A 17597-nucleotide genomic window follows, 5' to 3' on the forward strand; every position below is an offset into this window, starting at 1 on the left:
CAGGTCGGCCTCGGTCAGCTCCTCGGTCATGCCGCCCGTGTTCCACAGGCCCCAGGCCAGCGAGATCGCGGTCGGCCGGTTCAAGGCGATCTTCGACCCGCGCAACCGGATGACGGCGGGCTGGCGCGCCGCCCTGGAGGCCCGCGGGATCGAACCGCCGCCGACCTGGGCGGCCACCTTTGACCCGCGGAGCGGCTACGAGCTCGGGCTGGAGCTGGCGCACCGCGACGACGTCACCGCCGTCTTCTGCGCGACCGACGTCGTCGCCGCCGCCGTGCTGCGCGCCTTCCGCGACGCCGGTGTGGCGCTCCCCGGCGGCAAGTCGGTGGCGGGGTTCGACGACCAGCCCTTCAGCCGGTTCCTCTCCCCCGCCCTGACCACCGTGGAGCAGGACTTCCAGCGCCTGGGCTGGCTGGCGTTCCGGCAGCTGCTGCACCTGCGCGACGGGCAGTCGCAGCCACCCGATCTCGTCGTCAGGCCCGCGCTCGTCGTCCGCGAGTCCTCCGCCCGCCCCCACCCCTGAAGAACCACCCCTGAAGAACCACCCCTGAAGAACCAGCTCTGAAGAACCAGCCAGGAGTGCCATGTCAGCGCCACCCGTCCAGCCCTCGCACGCCCTGCTCCGGCCGTTGCCCCTCGACCGGGCCCGGCCGGCGGAGGGATTCTGGGGCCGGCTCCAGAGCGTGAGCCGCTCGGCGGTCATCCCGCACGCGGTCGAGTGGATGGAGCACCTCGGCTGGGTGGCCAACTTCGACCGGGCCGCGGGCGGCGCCCGGTACGAGCACCGGGGCCGCGAGTTCGCCGACTCGGAGATCTACAAGATCATTGAGGCGATCTCCTGGGAGCACGCGCACTCGGGTCCGAGCGCGCTCGACACGATCGCCGACGACCTGATCCGGCGGGTCGCCGCGGCGCAGGAGCCCGACGGCTACCTGCACACGCTCTTCGGCCGCCCCTGGCAGGCCCCCCGCTACAGCGACTTCACCTGGGGCCACGAGCTGTACTGCTTCGGCCACCTGATCCAGGCGGCGGTCGCGCACCACCGGGCGTACGGCACCAGGTCGCTGCTCGACGTGGCGGTCCGGCTCGCCGACCACGTGTGCGTCATGTTCGGGCCGGGCGGGCTGAACCGGGTGTGCGGGCACGCCGGGATCGAGGTCGCGCTCGTGGAGCTGTTCCGCACCACCGGGGAGCGTCGCCACCTCGACCAGGCGGCGCTGTTCGTCGAGCGGCGCGGCACGGGCACGTTGCCGCTGATCGAGTTCGGGCGGGCCTTCGCGCAGGACGACCTCCCCGTCCGCAGGGCCGACGTGCTGCGCGGGCACGCCGTACGCGCGCTCTACCTGGCCGCCGGGGCGGCCGACGTCGCGGTGGAGACCGGCGACCGGGAGCTGCTGGACGCGCTGAGGACCCAGTGGGACCACACCGCCGAGCGCCGGACGTACATCACCGGCGGGATGGGCTCGCACCACATGGACGAGGCCTTCGGCGAGGACTTCGTGCTGCCGCCGGACCGCTCGTACTGCGAGACCTGCGCGGGCGTCGCGTCGATCATGTTCAGCTGGCGGCTGCTGCTGGCCACCGGCGAGCCGCGCCACGCCGACCTCATCGAACGCACCCTCTACAACATCGTCGCGACCTCGCTCGGCGAGGACGGCCGCTCGTTCTTCTACGCCAACACCCTGCACCAGCGGCACCCGAGCGGCGACGTCCCGCTCAACGACGACGGCGTGTGCATCCGCGGCGGGGCCGGCCGGCGCCAGACCTGGTACGAGGTCTCCTGCTGCCCGCCCAACCTCGCCCGCACCCTCGCGAGCCTGGGCGGCTATCTCGCCACGACCACGTCCGACGGCATCCAGATCCACCAGTACGCGTCCTCCACCCTCGACGCCGTCGTGGCCGGCGAGCCGTTCGAGCTGGACGTCGCGACGGACTACCCGCACGGCGGCGTGGTGACGATCACCGTACGGCGGGCGCCGGCCCGGCCGGCGTCGATCACCCTGCGCGACCCGGAGTGGTCCCAGGACACCCGGCTCAGCCTCAACGGCGCACCCGTCGAGCCCGCCGGCATGACGCTCACCAGGACCTGGCAGCCGGGCGACCGGCTGGAGCTGACCCTCGACCTACGGCCCCGGGTCGTCCGCCCGGACCACCGCGTCGACGCGGTCCGGGGCTGCGTGGCCGTCCGGCGCGGGCCGGAGGTGCTCGCCCTGGAGTCGGTCGACCTGCCGCCGTCGTGGGCGCTGGAGGACGCGACGCTGCTGCCGGACACCGTCACCGCGGAGCACGGATCCGTGGTGGCCACCGTCCGGCACCACCGGTCCGGCGAGGACCGCACCGTGCCCCTGATCCCCTACCGCTCGTGGGCTCGCCGCGGCCCGTCGGCCATGCGCGTCTGGATCCCGGAGGCTCGCGGCTGATCGGACCGGGCCGGCGTCCGGCGTGCAAATATCTTCAAGACCGGCCGGACGCGCGCGGCCGATACTCGGCCGCATGACCGCCCTCGTTCCTCCCGCTTTGACCGTCGCCCGCCGCGGCCCGATGCTGGCCGTGCTGCTCGCCGGCCAGGCCATGGCGTCCATGGACGGATCGATCGTGTCGGTGGCGGCGCAGAGCATCCGTGACGGACTGCACGCCGGCAGCACCGCGATCCAGCTGGTCGTGTCGGGCTACCTGCTGACCACCGGCGTGCTCCTGGTCACCTGCGCGCGGATCGGCGACATCGTCGGGCACCGGCGCGCGTTCCTCGTCGGGCTGGGCTGGTTCACGGTGGCGTCGCTGCTGTGCGGGCTGGCCCCGAACGCGCCCCTGCTGGTGGTGACCCGCGTCGCCCAGGCCGCGGGGGCGGCGCTGCTGATGCCGCAGGTCTTCTCGCTCATCCAGCGGCACTGGGACGGGCCGGCCCGCCGCCGGGCGATCGGCCTCTACAGCCTGGTGCTCGCCCTGGGAGTCGCGCTGGGGCAGGTCATCGGCGGGCTGGTCGCGGGCGCCGACCTGTTCGGCCTCTCCTGGCGCCCGGTGTTCCTGATCAACGTCCCGATCGGCGCGGTGCTGCTGGCGGTCGGACCGCGCGTCCTGCTGGGCTCCGGCCCGGACGAGCGGGTACGCCTCGACCCGGCCGGAACCGCTCTCCTGACCGTCGCCATGGCCGCGTTCACGATGCCGCTCATCTTCGGCCGGGACCAGGGCTGGCCCGCCTGGGCGTGGGTCTCGCTCGCCTGCGGAGCCGCCCTGCTGGTGGCGTTCGTCCGCTACGAGGCCCGGGCGCGGCACCCGCTGCTGGACCTGGCGGCGCTGCGGCCGCGCGGGGTGAAGCCGGGGCTGGTGGCCTGCTGGATCGTCATGGGCTGCTACACCGTCTTCCTGCTGACCCTGACCCTGCATCTGCAGTCCACGCTGCGCTTCTCCCCGCTCCAGGCGGGGCTCGCGTTCGTCCCGTACGCCGTCGGCTTCGGCGCGCTCAGCCTGACCTGGAACCGCTACCCCCGGTGGCTGCGGAACGCGCTGCCGGTGGCCGGGCCGATCGCGTTCGCGGCCGGGGCGGGCCTGCTGGTGCTCCTCCATCGCGACCAGTGGCATCCGTACGGCACCGTGCCGCTGCTGCTGCTCGCGGGGGCCGGGCACGCCGCCGGCTACAGCCCGCTGATCGCGCGGATCACGCACCTGGTGGAGCCGCGGCTCTCCTCGGCGATCTCGGCGCTCAACTCCACCGGCCCGACGCTGACCGGGGTGACGGCCGTCGCCGGGCTCGGCACCGTCTACTTCGCGGCCCCCACCTCCGCCGAAGGTCTCCTGCGGGTCGTCGCCGCCGTCGCCGCCCTCCTCGTGGTCGGGGCGGCCTGTGCGCTGCGGGTCACGCGGGCCCGCCGGGGGCCGTGATGCCGGAGGCAGCCTTGGCCCGGACGGCGTCGAGCGAGTCGGCCACCGCCGTGACCTGCTCCGAAGCCGCCGCGATCACCGGGTCCGTGGCGGCGTGGGACGCGCAGCGCTCGGCGATCTGGCGCAGTCGTTCGATCAGCACCGTCCAGGCGGCCTCGCGCCAGGGGACCACGTTGTCCATCAGGTAGTACATCTCGAAGGCCGCCCCGGCCGTGCGTCCCGGATGGGCGGGGCCGGCGGGCCGCCGGCTCAGCTCGGTGCCGAGCGGCCGCAGCACGGCGGCCATCGTCGTGATCGCCGCGCCGATCAGGACCTCGAGCTCTTCCTCGCTCTCGTCGGTGTGCGTGAAGTAGCGGGTGAGCAGCCACAGGATCGCCTCGTAGGCGAGGTTGCACAGCTCGGCCAGCGCCAGGGTCCGCGGGTCGCCGATGAGCGGCTGCGGCTCCCGCACGTCGAAGGGCTGGCGGGTGAAGGCGCCGAGCGCGGGGTGGGCGGGTTCGAAGGCCGGGTCGGCGGCGCGCAGCGCGTGGTACTCCTCCCAGATCTTCAGGAAGCGGCCGTAATGGGCGTCCTGCCAGGCGCCCTGCGCTCCCTCACCCTGTTCGATGATCTCCTCGATGGCGGCGCACGCCGACGCGAGGTCGGTCACCGCCACCATCTCGGGCCAGCGGAACAGCTCCGGGGTGGCCTGGGCCCGCGGCGACCCGCAGAACACCTGCTCCTCGCCGTACTTGGCGACCAGCGTGGTCAGGCCGTCCTTGATGCCGCGGTAGAGATGCCCGACCGTGGCGAACTCCTGCGCGCGGGGGAAGATCTCGCCGGACGCGATGGGCTCGGGCGGCGGATCGCAGGAGATGAACTCGGCGGCGTCGCGCCGCTCCATGCCCTCGGGCCGTTCGAGGTAGAGGAAGTGGGCCAGGGCGGCCTCGCCGAAGGGCAGCAGCCGCATCTGGATCGAGGGCGGGAACGCGCCGCAGGACTGCGGGAAGTTCGGCCTGCCGAAGGTGGGCGCGGCGCCGATGGACGACATGAGGTTGGCCACCAGGGCGAGATGGAGCATCTCCTGTACGGCGATGCCGTGGAGCTCCTGGCGCCAGCGATCGACCGCGGCCTGCTGCTCGCCGGTGAGCCCATCGGTCTTGAGGCTGAACTCGGCGAAGAGGTACTGGCACATGATCATGTGCTCGAGCTGCGAGGCCTGGACGAGCAGGTACCACACGTGCTCGCGGTGCTCGATGACGATGGGGGGCTCGGTCATGCTTACAGACTTACACAGCGACCGCGCCTGCGGCAGGGCTTCGCCGCAAGGGCCGCGCCCGCTGACCGGCGGCGGGTACGAGCTCGCGCAGGCCGGTCGGGCACCGGCGGACCTGGCCGCCCGCCGCACCGCCGGAAAGATCATCCTGCGAAATCAGATAACGATGCGATAACGACGCGCCGGCGTGCGCACTAGGTTCGAGCGTGTGAGAGACCGTCTCGTCGTCAAGGGCGCCCGCCAGCACAACCTCCGCGACATCTCCGTGGACCTGCCCAGGGATGCGCTGATCGTTTTCACCGGGGTGTCCGGCTCCGGCAAGTCGAGCCTGGCGTTCGACACCATCTTCGCCGAAGGGCAGCGGCGTTACGTCGAGTCGTTGTCGGCGTACGCCCGCCAGTTCCTCGGCCGGCTGGACAAGCCGGACGTGGACGTCATCGAGGGCCTGTCACCGGCCATCGCCATCGACCAGAGGACGACGAGCCACAACCCGCGTTCCACGGTCGGCACGGTCAGCGAGATCTACGACTACCTGCGCCTGCTGTACGCCCGCGTCGGCCGCCCCCACTGCCCGGAGTGCGGCGAGCCGGTCCACCTCCGCACTCCCCAGCAGATCGTGGACCGGCTGCTCGCCATGGCGGACGGCACCCGCTTCCAGGTGCTGGCGCCTGTCGTACGCGACCGCGCGGGCACGCACGCCGAGGTCCTGCGGCAACTGGCGGGCGACGGTTTCAGCCGCGTCCGGGTGGACGGCGCGATCCACCCGGTGACCAGGCCGCCGGTGCTGGACGGACGCAAGAAACACTCCATCGACGTCGTCGTGGACCGGCTCGCGGTGAAGCCGGGCATCAGGCAGCGGCTGACCGACTCCGTCGAGACGGCGCTGGGGCTCGCGGGCGGTGTCGTCGGCGTCGAGTTCGTCGACCTGGATGCCACCGACCCGGAGCGCGAGCTGAGGTTCTCGGAGCGGATGGCGTGCCCGCGCGGGCACGACCTCGACCTGGAGGAGCTGGAGCCGCGGCTGTTCTCCTTCAACGCGCCGTGGGGCGCCTGCCCCGAGTGCACCGGGCTCGGCTCGCGGACGGAGGTCGATCCCGGCCTCGTCATCCCCGACGAGGACAGGACGCTGGCCGAAGGCGCCATCGCCCCGTGGACGAACACCAGCGGCGCGGACTACTTCGCCCGGCTGGTCGACGCCCTGGCCGCCGAGATCGGCTTCAGCACCACCACACCCTGGCGTAGCCTGCCCGAAGCCGTCCGGACGATGGTCCTGCACGGGACGCCGCGGCGGATCCACCTCGACTACCAGAACCGCTACGGCCGCGAGCGCTCCTACGTCACCCGGTACGAAGGCGTCATCCCGCACATCGAGCGCCGTCACGCCGAGGCCGGCGGCTCCGACGACCGGTTCGGCGGCTACCTGCGCGAAGTGCCCTGCCCGGCCTGCGGCGGCGCCCGGCTCAAGCCGGCCGTGCTGGCGGTCACCGTGGGCGGGCGCGGCATCGCCGAGGTGAGCGCGCTGCCGATCGGCGAGACGGCGCGGTTCCTCGCCGGGCTGGAGCTGACCGGCTGGGAACGCCGGGTCGCCCAGGCCGTGCTCACCGAGATCGACGAGCGCCTGAGGTTCCTGCTCGACGTGGGCCTGGACTACCTCTCGCTGGGCCGCCCGGCCGCGAGCCTGTCCGGCGGCGAGGCGCAGCGGATCCGGCTGGCCACCCAGATCGGCTCGGGGCTGGCGGGGGTGCTCTACGTGCTGGACGAGCCGAGCATCGGCCTGCACCAGCGCGACAACCGGCGGCTCATCGAGACCCTGCTGCGGCTGCGCGACCGGGGCAACACCGTCATCGTGGTCGAGCACGACGAGGACACTATGAAGGCGGCCGACTGGGTCGTGGACATCGGGCCGGGAGCCGGCGCCGACGGCGGGCACGTGGTGCACTCGGGCACCGTGCGGGAGCTCGCCGAGCACCCGACGTCCCGCACCGGGGCGTACCTGTCCGGACGCCACCGGATCCCGCTCCCGGACCGGCGTCGCCCCAGGACGGCCGGTCACGAGATCACGGTGCACGGCGCGACCGAGCACAATCTGCGCGACGTCACGGTGTCGTTCCCGCTGGGCCTGCTCGTCGCGGTCACGGGCGTGTCCGGGTCGGGCAAGTCGACGCTGGTCAACGACATCCTGTTCGCCGCCCTGGCCAGGCGCGTGCACCGTGCGCACAGAGTGCCCGGCCGGCACCGCGACATCACCGGGGCCGAGGCCGTCGAGAAGGTCGTGCAGATCGACCAGGCGCCGATCGGCCGCAGCCCGCGCTCCAACCCCGCCACGTACACCGGCCTCTTCGACCACCTGCGCCGCCTCTTCGCCCAGACGCCCGAGGCCAAGGTGTGCGGCTACCAGCCGGGCCGGTTCTCCTTCAACCTCAAGGGCGGCCGCTGCGAGCCCTGCTACGGCGAGGGCACCATCAGGGTCGAGATGAACTTCCTCCCGGACGTCTACGTGCCGTGCGAGGTCTGCCGCGGCGCCCAGTACAACCGGGAGACCCTGGAGGTCCGCTACAAGGGCAGGTCCATCGCCGACGTCCTCGCCATGACCATCGACGAGGCCGCGGCCTTCTTCGCCGAGCACGCGATCATCACGCGGCACCTGCGGGTCCTGGCCGACGTCGGGCTCGGCTACGTCAAGCTGGGACAGCCCGCCACCACGCTGTCCGGCGGCGAGGCCCAGCGCGTCAAGCTCGCCGCCGAGCTGCAGCGCCGCTCCCGGGGCCGCACCCTGTACGTGCTCGACGAGCCGACCACCGGGCTGCACGCCGACGACGTCCGCAAGCTGCTGGCCGTGCTCCACCGGCTCGTCGACGCCGGCAACACCGTCGTGGTGATCGAGCACGACCTCGACGTGATCAAGACGGCCGACTGGCTGATCGACCTGGGCCCCGAAGGCGGCTCAGGCGGCGGCCAGGTGGTCGGCCACGGCCCCCCGGAAGCCGTGGCCGCCGATCCGCACTCCCACACGGGACGTTTCCTGCGCCCGCTCCTGGACGGCCGTCGGGAGTCCGCCGGCTGACCCGTCAGCCCGCGGCGAGGTCGCGGCGGCGCAGCCCGTACAGGCCGAGGATCGCCAGCGCCGCGGCGAGCACGGTCAGCACGACCGTGGCCACCGGGGCGAAGGACCCCAGCGGGTGCCAGGGCAGGTGGGACAGCACCGACGTGTTCACCACCCACCCCGGCAGGTTCATGTAGGACCCCAGTACCTGCATGAACCCGCTGTAGACGAGCACCGCCCAGGCCGCGTTCACGGCCCGCGGGGCGAGCCCGAGCAGCGCCGCGGGGACGGCGAGCAGCACCAGCACCTCGGGGGCGCGGATCAGGCTCGCCCAGGTGACCTCTCCCACGAGGCCGGGCTCGCCGGTCGACAGGGCCGCCCCTATGCCGAGCGCGGCGCCGTACACCACCGGCAGGACGACCACGGCGAGCGCGGTGACCAGCAGGGACGACCAGTACCACGTCGATCTGCCGGTCGGCCCGGCCAGCACGGGAGCGATCCGGCCGCGCACCTCCTCCACCCGCAGCCGGATGACCGACAGGACCGCGAAGACGCCGGTGTAGAGGGACCCGGTGAACACCATGAGGCTGATCCAGGCCCGCCCGAAGTCCGCGCCGGAGAAGATGGGGAGGTCGGTTTCGGCCATGCCCCCGGTCATGGCGCCCAGGACGAGACCCACCGCGAGGAACGCGGCTCCCCACGTGAGTATGGCCGCCTGCTGGAGCCGCAGCGCGAGCGTGAACGGCGAGCGCAGCCAGGAGGGCGCCGACGCCCGGCCGGGACGCGGGGCCACCAAGGAGGCGCCGAGATCCCTGTGACTCGCCAGCGCGTAGGCGCCCGCGACCAGCAGCCCGGCGAGAACGACCGAGAGGCCGAGCGGCCACCAGCGCTCGTCGTCCAGCACCCGGGTCTGCTGCGACCAGCCGATCGGCGACAGCCAGAACAGCGGGCCGCCCTCCTCGCTCTGCAGCGCCCCCGCGCCGCGCAGCAGCCACGCCGTGAAGAGCACGAGGCCCGCGAGCCCGTTCGCGCCCCGGGGGTGCTCGGTGACCTGGGCGGCGACCGCCGTGACCCCGGCGAACAGCAGCCCGGTCGCGGCGAGGGAGGCGCCGAACAGCAGCGCGCTGCCGACGGGGAACCCGATGCTGATCGTCGCGGCGGTGGTGAGGGCCGCGAGCGCGGCGTTGCTGATCACGGCGACGATCAGCGCTGCGGTCAGCTGGGCGTGCCGGCCCACGACGGCCGCCCGGATGAGCTCGGCCCGGCCCGTCTGCTCCTCGGCCCGGGTGTGCCGGGTCATGAGCATCATGTTCATGATCGCTGCGGCCAGCAGGAACTCGACCCAGTAGGCGGCCAGGAAGTAGCTCTGCGTGGTGACCTCGCCGAACAGCGGCCCGCCGAGCACCCTCATGAAGGAGACGCGGATCATCTGCGAGGCCTCGGCCAGGGCCTCGGGCGTCGGGACGACCGCGTTGACGGCGGCGTAGTAGAAGCGAGGGACGAGCGCCGTGATCGCGACCAGCCAGAGGGTGAGCTTGATCCGGTCGCGGCGCAGCGCCAGCCGCACCATCGCGCCGGTGCCGGTCAGGTGACCGCTCCCCACTCTCGATCCGGTACGGCCGCGGGCCCCCGTGACCGTCGTGGTCATGCCGCCTCCTTGTGCGCGTAGTGCCGGAGCATGAGCTCCTCGAGCGTCGGCGGGTGGCTGACCAGCGCGTCGATGCCGAACGTGGTGAGGTGCCGGATGGCGCCGTCGAGGTGCTCGGCGTCCACGCCGAACCGCACGCTCCCGCCCTCGGTCTTCGCGTCGTGTACGCCGGGCAGCCGGTCGAGGCCGGTCACCGGGGTGGCGGTCTCGGCCACGACCGTCGTCCGGGTCAGGTGCCGCAGCTGCGCCAGCGTCCCCGACTCCACGACCTTTCCGTCCCGGATGATGGTGACCCGGTCGGCGAGGGACTCGACCTGGGCGAGGATGTGGCTGGACAGCAGGATGGTCCGGCCGGCGGCCTTGGCCTCGGCGACGACCTGCTGGAACACCGCCTCCATCAGCGGGTCCAGCCCGCTCGTGGGCTCGTCGAGGATCAGCAGGTCCACGTCCGCGGAGAGGGCGGCGACGAGGGCGACCTTCTGGCGGTTGCCCTTGGAGTAGGTCCGCGCCTTCTTCTTGGGGTCGAGCTCGAACCGCTCGATCAGCTCGTTCTTGCGCCGGTCGTCGAGCCCGCCGCGCAGCCGGCCGAGCACGTCGATGGCCTCGCCTCCGGTGAGGTTGGGCCACAGCTCGACGTCGCCCGGCACGTACGCCAGCCGCCGGTGCAGCGCGACGGCGTCGGCCCAGGGGTCGCCGCCCAGCAGCCTGGCGCTGCCGGAGGTGGCCCGGATCAGGCCCAGCAGGATGCGGATGGTGGTGCTCTTGCCCGCTCCGTTCGGGCCGAGATAGCCGTGCACCTCTCCGGGGTTCACGGTGAGGTCGAGCCCGTCGAGGGCGCGCGCGGGCCCGTAAGCCTTGACGAGCCCGGAAACGGCGATGGCAGGGGTCATGGGTTTCTCCGAATTGCGGTTCTCGTGGAGCCGGAGTTATCTGAGGGAGCCGGTGACGCGCGCGTCGAATTCGCGGTCCGGCAGGGACCTGTTGAGCTGGAGGAGGGCTTCGGCCTGCCAGCCCACGACGTAGCGGGTCTCCGGGCGGTCCGACTCGACGGCCTCCCGGATCGTCGCCCCGACGACGGCGGGGTCGGTGGCCTGGTCGCTCTGGTGGCCCGCCGGCGTCTCGGCGGCGCCGGCCATGGCCTCGGCCATCTGCCGGTAGGGCCCGTTCCCGGAGATCTCCCGCAGTTGCCGGGCGGTCCCGGCCTCGAAGTCGGTCTTGATGATGCCGGGCTGGATGACGACGACGTGGACGCCGAACTGCGCGGTCTCCATGCGCAGCGTGTCGGAGAAGGCTTCCAGGGCGTGCTTGGAGGCGTAGTACCAGGCGCCGAGCGGGAAGGCGAGCTCGCCGCCGATCGAGGAGACGTTGACGATCGTGCCCGAGCCCCGCTGCCGCATCGGCGGCAGGACGAGCTGGGCCAGCCGGGCCGCGGCGAACACGTTGACCTCGAACAGGTCTCGCGCCATCGCCAGCGGCGTGTCCTCGACGGCGCCGTGGAGGACGGCTCCCGCGTTGTTGACCAGGACGTCGATCCGTCCGTGTTCGTCCAGGACGGTGTCGACGGCGCGTATGAGGTCTTCTTCCTTGGTCACGTCCACCAACAGCGGGCGGCCGCCCGCGTCGCGCAACGTGGCCATCCTGCCCACCCGCCGCGCCGCGCCGTACACGAAGTGGCCGGCGTGCAGGAGCTCGAGCGCGGTGGCGTGGCCGATGCCGGACGAGGCGCCGGTCACGAGGCATACTTTGGCAACCATGCCAGGGGTCTCCTTGAGGTTCGAGGGTGATGTCGTTCAGGCGTCCCAGGCGACCGGGAGCCGGTGGACGCCGTAAACGCTCATGTCGGTGCGCATCGCCAGGTCCTCCGGCGGGACGGCCAGGCGCAGGGCCGGAAATCGGCGGACCAGGGCGGGCAGCGCGCGCTCGGCGATCGCGGGATCGGCCCGCAGGGCGAGCCTCGGAGGAGGATCTAAGGGGCGCTCCGCGTCGCGCTCGGTCGGCAGCGCGGGATGTGACTGGGTCATGTCGGTTTCCCTCCGCGTGAACGGCGATCGTTCACGCATGGAGAAACGCTACGAATCCGTTCGCGGATTCGGCAAGTTACGAACGTCGTTGTCCCAGGTCAGAGCGGATTAACTGGCGCAACGACGGTGTCAGCAAATGCAACAATCCCCGACGCGGTGTCGCAATCAGGTCCGCCGGAGGCGATACTTTGCGCGTGACGATGACGTGCCGGGAGGGCGCATGCCGGGAGGCCACCTGACGTACGACGACCGCCGCAAGATCTCGGAAGGGCTGGCGGAAGGGCTCACCTACGCGGAGATCGCCCGTCGCCTGGGGCGGCCGAGGTCGACCATCGGCCGCGAGATCGCGCGCAACGGCGGCCCGCACGGCTACCACGCGGGCCGGGCGCAGCAGGCGACCGGATGGCGCGCCCGCCGCCGGCCCGCCGCGCCGGCGAGCACGGCCGCGGGGGACGCGGGCAGGCGCGACCCCCAGGCGGTGCGGGAGTTCGAGGAGCGGCTCACGACGACGTTCGGGGGTGTGCCGACGATGGCGGCCAGGGTGATGGCCTGCCTGTTCACCAGCGACACCGGCAACCTGACCGTCACCGAGCTGACCGAGCGGCTGCGGGTCAGCCCCGCGTCGATCTCCAAAGGCGTCGGCTGGCTCGAACAGGTGGGGCTCGTCAGGCGCGAGCGGGACAACCGGCGCGAGCGCTACACCATCGACGCCGAGGTCTGGTACCGGGCGTGGCAGATGGGCACCCGGTCGATGATGTTGTGGACCGAGACGGTCCGGGAGGGTGTCGACATCCTCGGCGCCGACACCCCGGCGGGCGTCCGGCTCGCGACCGCCAGCCGGTTCTTCGAGCTCATCAGCGCCGACATGGCCCAGGCGGCCGAGCACTACCGGCAGACCTTCGCACCGACCGGGGAGGTCCCGCGCTGACCGCCGTACGCGACCGACCGCCTCAGACCGCGGCGCGGCCGCCGTCCACCGAGAGGGTGGCGCCGTGGATGTTGGCGGCGTCGTCACCGGCCAGGAACACCACCGCCTTGGCCACCTCCTCCGGAGTGCTGGGCCTGCGCGAGGGGATGCCGGCGATCATCGGCGCCAGGTACTCCGCCATCGCGGCGACCTTCTCGGTGAACGTCGGACCCGGCGCGACGGTGTTGACCCGCACGCCGGAGGGGCCGTACTCGTCCGCCCAGGACTTGGTCAGCGAGTGGACGGCGGCCTTCGTGGTGCCGTAGAGGGCGGAGCCGCTCGTCCCGAACAGCCCGGAGATGGACCCGAGGTTGATGATCGCGCCGCTCCCGCGGGCCGCCATGGCGGGGGCGATCAGGCCGGTGAGGAGGAAGGCGGCCTTGACGTTCACGGCCAGGGCCTGGTCGATGAGCTCCTCCGCCACCTCGGCCGTGGGGGCGGGGTTGATCAGCAGCGCAGCGTTGTTGACCAGGATGTCCAGCGGGCCGCCGGCCAACTGGTGCGCGGCGTCGGCGAGCTCGCGGACGGCGGGCAGCCCTCCGGCGAGGTCGGCGCGGACGAACCAGGCCCGCCCGCCCTCCTCGGCGATGGACGCGACGACCTTCTCGCCCTTGGCGGTGTCCCGGCCGCTGACGATGACGTGGGCGCCCTCGGCGGCCAGCGCGCGGGCGATGGCCGTGCCGATGCCGTCGGTCGAGCCCGTGACCAGGGCGGTGCGCCCCTGAAGACGTGCGGACATGGTGATTCTCCCTTGCGAAAGTGCGGATTCGCGGTCCAGGATGCCGAGGCTAAAATGGACCAGCAAGTCCAATCTGGGAGGTCTCCATGCCCGCGCTCACCCGCAAGGGGGCGGCGACGCGGCAGCGCATCCTCGAGGGCGCCGCCGCGCACATCCGCGAGTTCGGCGTGGCCGCCACGACCCTGGACGACGTGCTGGCCGCGACCGCCACGAGCAAGAGCCAGCTCTTCCACTATTTCCCCGGCGGGCGGGAGGAGCTGCTGCTGGCGGTGGCCCGCCTCGAGGCCGGCCGCGTTCTGGAGAACCAGCAGCCGGCGCTCGGCGAGCTGACCTCGTGGCCCGCCTGGCAACGGTGGCGTGACACGGTCGTCGACCACTACCGCAGCCAGGGCCGCCGGTGCCCGCTCAACTCGGTCACCTCGCAGCTGGGCAACCGTACGCCCGCCGCCCAGGCCGTGGTCATCGAGCTCGTGCGCCGCTGGCAGGCCGAGATCGCCACCGGCGTGCGGCACATGCAGGACGCCGGCGAGATCGACCCGGGCCTGGACCCCGACCACGCGGCGGCCGCCCTGCTCGCCGGCATCCAGGGCGGCGTCCTGATCCAGATGTCCACCGGCGAGGTCACGCACCTGGAGGCCGCCCTGGACATGGGCATCGCCCACCTCCGCGGCTCTCCCGCCTGAGGCCGCCGCACGGCTGGTGGCCGCCCGTAGCCGGCGCCGTCAGATCAGCAGCAGGGTCTTCCCCAGGGCGGTGCGGTGTTCGATCGCGGCGTGCGCGTCGGCGGCGCGCTCCAAGGGGAAGGTCTGCCCGATGACCGGCCGGACGAGCCCCGCGGCCGCCTGCGCCATCATCTGCTCCGCCCACCGCACCAGGTTCGGGCCGAAGTCGAAGAGCTGCTCGATGCCGATCACGTCCACGTCCTCGCGTCGCGCGGGATCGACGACGGTGACCTCGCCGCTGGAGGCGCCGTGCACCGAGAACCGGCCGCCACGGGCCGTCACCTCGAACGCGGCCCGCCCGATCTCCCCGCCCACGCCGTCGAAGACCACATCCGGCCCCGCTCCGCCGGTCGCCTCCAGCACCCGCCCGGTCCAGCCCGGTTCGGAGTAGTCGACCGCGGCTTCGGCGCCCAGCTCCCGGACCAGGTCGAGCTTCCGCGATCCGCGGGCGGCCCCCACGACGCGCGCGCCCGCCGTACGGGCCAGCTGCACCAGCAGGCTGCCGACGCCGCCGGCCGCCGCCTCGACCAGCACCCACTCGCCGGGACGGACCTTGGCGCCCTCGATCAGTCCCTGCGCGGTGCTGCCGTCGCTGTGCAGGGCGACGGCCTCCGGCAACCCCAGCCCGTCCGGCACCGGGAACAGGTCCTCGGCCGCGGCCACGGCCCGCTCGGCGAAACCGCCGGTCTCCCCCGTCCCGGCGATGACCCGCCGGCCCACCCACGCCGGATCCACCCCTTCTCCGGCCGAGCTCACCCGGCCGGCCACCAGCCCGCCCGGCACGTACGGCAACTCCGGCCGGGCATGCCACCTGTCGGTGCCGCGCCGGATCTGCGTCTCGACGAACGTCACGCCCGCGACCGCCACCTCGACCACGACCTGCCCCGGCCCGGCCACCGGATCTGGCGCCTCCCCGGGCACCAGCACCTCAGGCCCGCCGAACCCGGTCACCCGAACCACCCGCATTGCCGCTCACTCCCGCCTCTTTCCGACATGACCCTCATAGCGTGCAACCTCAACCGGAATTGAGGTCAACCGGCGGGCAGCGGCGGCGACGGGCCGAATCAGACGGCGAAGACCTGGGAGTCGTCGGCGAACGCCTTGAACTCCAGCGCGTTCCCCGCGGGGTCGAGCAGGAACATCGTCCACTGCTCCCCCGCCTGCTCCTTGAACCGCACATAGGGCTCGATGACGAACTCGACGCCCGCCGCGCGCAGCCGGTCGGCGAGCCGGTGGAACTCGGGGATCGTCAGGATCAGGCCGAAGTGCGGCACGGGGACGTCATGGCCGTCGACCGGATTGTGGATCCGCTGCGCGCGGGCCGGCGCCAGGTGCGTCACGAACTGGTGGCCGTGCAGGCTCCAGTCCACCCAGGTCTCGGCGCTGCGGCCCTGTTCGAGGCCCAGCACCTCGCCGTAGAAGCGGCGCGCGACGGCCAGGTCGTCGACGGGCATGGCCAGGTGGAACCGGGGGATCGAGGTCATGGGGACTTCCTTTCTGCCTAGAATGTCCGAATGTTAACATCACGACAAACGCTCGCGGTAGGGGCGCTCGTGAGAGGCTGGAGCCATGAGTGAACAGGGCAGGGTGGCGCCGGCCCGCCGCCGGGGGCTGGCCGACGAGGTCGCGGACCGCATCCGGGAGGCCATCTTCGCCGGGACCTACGCCCCCGGAGCGCAACTGCGGGAGGTGGAGCTGGCCGGCGCGCTCGACGTCAGCCGCGGCCCCGTACGCGAGGCATTACTCCGGCTGGAGCGCGAGGGCCTGGTCCGCAGCGCATGGCACCGCGGCGCCACCGTCACCACGCTCTCCCCGGCGGACGTCGCCGAGCTCGACAGCCTGCGCGCCGCCCTGGAACAGCTCGCCGTCCGGCAGGTGGCCGCCCATGCCTCGGACGACGACCTCGCGACCGTCGAGCAGGCGGCCGAGCGCATGCGGCGCGTCGAGGACGAGCACGAGATGGTGCGCTGCGACATCGCCTTCCACGACGCCGTCTACGCCGCGGCCCGGCACCGGCGCCTGGAGGAGGCGTGGCAGGCCATCCGCTCACAGGTCCACCTGTTCCTGCTGACCCGGATCGGCGTCCGCTCCGCGGACTACCTGGCGCACATCCCCGAGGAGCACCGGGAGCTGGCCGCCGCCCTGCGCGCCCGTGACACCGAGCGCGCTCTGACGCTTTTCGCCGCCCACCGCCTCCACGCCTTCGACGTGCTCACCGACCCGGACCCGAGGACCTGACCCCCCGCCCGGGGCCGTCAGCGGGTGGACTCGCGGACTACCAGTTCGAAGGGCGCGGTGTGCTCGCCGGCCGGGCGTGACGGGTCCTGGATGCGGGCGGTCACCAGCTCGACCGCCTTCGCGGCCATCCACCGGTGGTCGGGGGCCACGGTGGACAGTGAAGGCACCATGTACGCCGCTTCCGGGATGTCGTCGTACCCGACGAGGCGGAGGTCGTCGGGCACCCGGACGCCGCGGTCGGCGAGGCCCCGGAAGACCCCTTGGGCGACGGTGTCGCTCACCGCGACCACGCCGTCGACCTCGAGACCTGAGTCGACGAGCCGGTGGGCCGCCTCGCGGCCCCCTTCCAGCGTCATCCCGCTGACGGCGAACCGCAGCGCCGGATCGGGATCGAGCCCCCGTTCGGCGAGCCCGGCGAGGTAGCCCCGGTAGCGGCGCGTCACCACGTTCACGCCGTCGAGGGACTCGCCGGTGACCATCGCGATCCGGCGGCAGCCGCGGTCGATCAGATGCGTGGTCGCCGCTTTCGCGCCTTCCTCGTTGGGCATGGCGACGTGGTCGAACCGCGCGGCGAAGTCCTGCTCGCCGAGCATCACGATCGGATAGTCGCCGCCGGTCAGCCGCGAGTCCTGGGGGTCGATCCCGACCGCGCTGAGGATCAGCCCGTCGAACTGCAGGGTGGACGAATGGGAGATCGCGTCGATCTCCCCGGCCGCGGCGGCGCCGGTCTGCTCGATCGCGACGTGGAAACCGCGCCCCCGCGCCTCGTCGATCACGTGGGCGGCGAGCTGGCCGAAGTAGGGGCGGTCGATCTCGGGAACGGCCAGCCCGATGACGCCGGTCCGCCCGGATCTGAGGGTCCGGGCGGAGACGTTGACGCGGTAGCCCGACTGGCGGATCGCTTCGAGCACGCGGCGGCGGACCTCGTCGCTGACCCCGGCGCGGTCGTTGATGACGTTGGAGACCGTCATCTTCGACACTCCGGACAGCTTGGCGACGTCGCCCATGGTGACCATGCCGCTCCTCAGGTCCTGCCCCTTCGGCCGGATCCGATCCGGCCGCTTCCGACTGTGGCCGCCGCTGCT

Annotated in this window: 16 protein-coding genes; 7 read left to right on the forward strand and 9 right to left on the reverse strand. The window is 72.7% G+C overall.

The window, feature by feature from the left end; translation table 11 throughout:
- From AB0L65_RS58365 to AB0L65_RS58375, 3 genes are all read left to right on the forward strand, one after another.
- A partial coding sequence (locus tag AB0L65_RS58365) for a substrate-binding domain-containing protein (protein ID WP_364265518.1) occupies positions 1-523 on the forward strand: 523 nt, incomplete at its 5' end.
- A 61-nt stretch (positions 524-584) separates the two neighbouring features.
- Positions 585-2420: a beta-L-arabinofuranosidase domain-containing protein gene (locus tag AB0L65_RS58370; RefSeq protein ID WP_364265520.1), complete on the forward strand. Its 1836-nt coding sequence runs from the start codon at positions 585-587 to the stop codon at positions 2418-2420.
- A gap of 73 nt (positions 2421-2493) precedes the next feature.
- Positions 2494-3879 carry an MFS transporter gene (locus tag AB0L65_RS58375; protein WP_364265522.1) on the forward strand — a complete coding sequence of 462 codons (1386 nt, stop codon included), beginning with the start codon at positions 2494-2496 and terminating at the stop codon, positions 3877-3879.
- On the opposite strand, the gene AB0L65_RS58380 is transcribed toward AB0L65_RS58375, so the two are convergent.
- Positions 3854-5137 (reverse strand): ferritin-like protein, encoded by a 1284-nt coding sequence (locus AB0L65_RS58380; RefSeq protein WP_364265524.1) that lies wholly within the window; start codon positions 5135-5137, stop codon positions 3854-3856. The two genes, AB0L65_RS58375 and AB0L65_RS58380, sit on opposite strands and share 26 nt — an antisense overlap.
- Positions 5138-5342: 205 nt before the next feature.
- Between AB0L65_RS58380 and uvrA the strand changes: the two genes are divergently transcribed.
- On the forward strand, positions 5343-8198 hold the full coding sequence (gene uvrA, locus AB0L65_RS58385) for an excinuclease ABC subunit UvrA (protein WP_364265526.1): 2856 nt from the start codon (positions 5343-5345) through the stop codon (positions 8196-8198).
- 4 nt (positions 8199-8202) lie between these two features.
- Here the strand turns inward: uvrA and AB0L65_RS58390 are convergent, their stop codons facing one another.
- From AB0L65_RS58390 to AB0L65_RS58405, 4 genes are read right to left on the reverse strand one after another with little or no spacing between them, the layout of a single operon-like run.
- On the reverse strand, positions 8203-9825 hold the full coding sequence (locus tag AB0L65_RS58390; RefSeq protein WP_364265528.1) for a hypothetical protein: 1623 nt from the start codon (positions 9823-9825) through the stop codon (positions 8203-8205).
- On the reverse strand, positions 9822-10715 hold the full coding sequence (locus AB0L65_RS58395; RefSeq protein WP_364265530.1) for an ABC transporter ATP-binding protein: 894 nt from the start codon (positions 10713-10715) through the stop codon (positions 9822-9824). The genes AB0L65_RS58390 and AB0L65_RS58395 overlap by 4 nt, the downstream gene beginning before the upstream one ends.
- Before the next feature lie 36 nt (positions 10716-10751).
- Positions 10752-11579: an oxidoreductase gene (locus AB0L65_RS58400; RefSeq protein WP_364265532.1), complete on the reverse strand. Its 828-nt coding sequence runs from the start codon at positions 11577-11579 to the stop codon at positions 10752-10754.
- Between the two features lie 36 nt (positions 11580-11615).
- Positions 11616-11846 (reverse strand): hypothetical protein, encoded by a 231-nt coding sequence (locus AB0L65_RS58405; RefSeq protein WP_364265534.1) that lies wholly within the window; start codon positions 11844-11846, stop codon positions 11616-11618.
- A gap of 220 nt (positions 11847-12066) precedes the next feature.
- Between AB0L65_RS58405 and AB0L65_RS58410 the strand changes: the two genes are divergently transcribed.
- On the forward strand, positions 12067-12774 hold the full coding sequence (locus tag AB0L65_RS58410; protein ID WP_364265536.1) for a helix-turn-helix domain-containing protein: 708 nt from the start codon (positions 12067-12069) through the stop codon (positions 12772-12774).
- Between the two features lie 22 nt (positions 12775-12796).
- On the opposite strand, the gene AB0L65_RS58415 is transcribed toward AB0L65_RS58410, so the two are convergent.
- Positions 12797-13552: a glucose 1-dehydrogenase gene (locus AB0L65_RS58415; RefSeq protein WP_364265538.1), complete on the reverse strand. Its 756-nt coding sequence runs from the start codon at positions 13550-13552 to the stop codon at positions 12797-12799.
- 86 nt (positions 13553-13638) lie between these two features.
- Here AB0L65_RS58415 and AB0L65_RS58420 point away from each other — a divergent pair, with 86 nt between their 5' ends.
- On the forward strand, positions 13639-14235 hold the full coding sequence (locus AB0L65_RS58420) for a TetR/AcrR family transcriptional regulator (protein WP_364265539.1): 597 nt from the start codon (positions 13639-13641) through the stop codon (positions 14233-14235).
- Positions 14236-14274: 39 nt separating this feature from the next.
- Here AB0L65_RS58420 and AB0L65_RS58425 read toward each other — a convergent pair whose 3' ends face one another.
- Entirely contained in the window at positions 14275-15240 is a 966-nt protein-coding gene (locus tag AB0L65_RS58425; RefSeq protein ID WP_364265541.1) for a zinc-binding dehydrogenase, read from the reverse strand.
- A gap of 98 nt (positions 15241-15338) precedes the next feature.
- Entirely contained in the window at positions 15339-15758 is a 420-nt protein-coding gene (locus tag AB0L65_RS58430; RefSeq protein ID WP_364265543.1) for a VOC family protein, read from the reverse strand.
- Between the two features lie 85 nt (positions 15759-15843).
- Here AB0L65_RS58430 and AB0L65_RS58435 point away from each other — a divergent pair, with 85 nt between their 5' ends.
- Positions 15844-16512, forward strand: coding sequence for a GntR family transcriptional regulator (locus AB0L65_RS58435; RefSeq protein ID WP_364265545.1), 669 nt, complete (start codon positions 15844-15846; stop codon positions 16510-16512).
- A gap of 17 nt (positions 16513-16529) precedes the next feature.
- Here the strand turns inward: AB0L65_RS58435 and AB0L65_RS58440 are convergent, their stop codons facing one another.
- Positions 16530-17528 carry a LacI family DNA-binding transcriptional regulator gene (locus AB0L65_RS58440; protein ID WP_364265547.1) on the reverse strand — a complete coding sequence of 333 codons (999 nt, stop codon included), beginning with the start codon at positions 17526-17528 and terminating at the stop codon, positions 16530-16532.
- Between the last annotated feature and the right edge of the window lie 69 nt (positions 17529-17597).

The sequence above is a fragment of the Nonomuraea sp. NPDC052116 genome (assembly GCF_040680035.1).
In the GTDB taxonomy this organism is placed as follows: domain Bacteria; phylum Actinomycetota; class Actinomycetes; order Streptosporangiales; family Streptosporangiaceae; genus Nonomuraea; species Nonomuraea angiospora_A.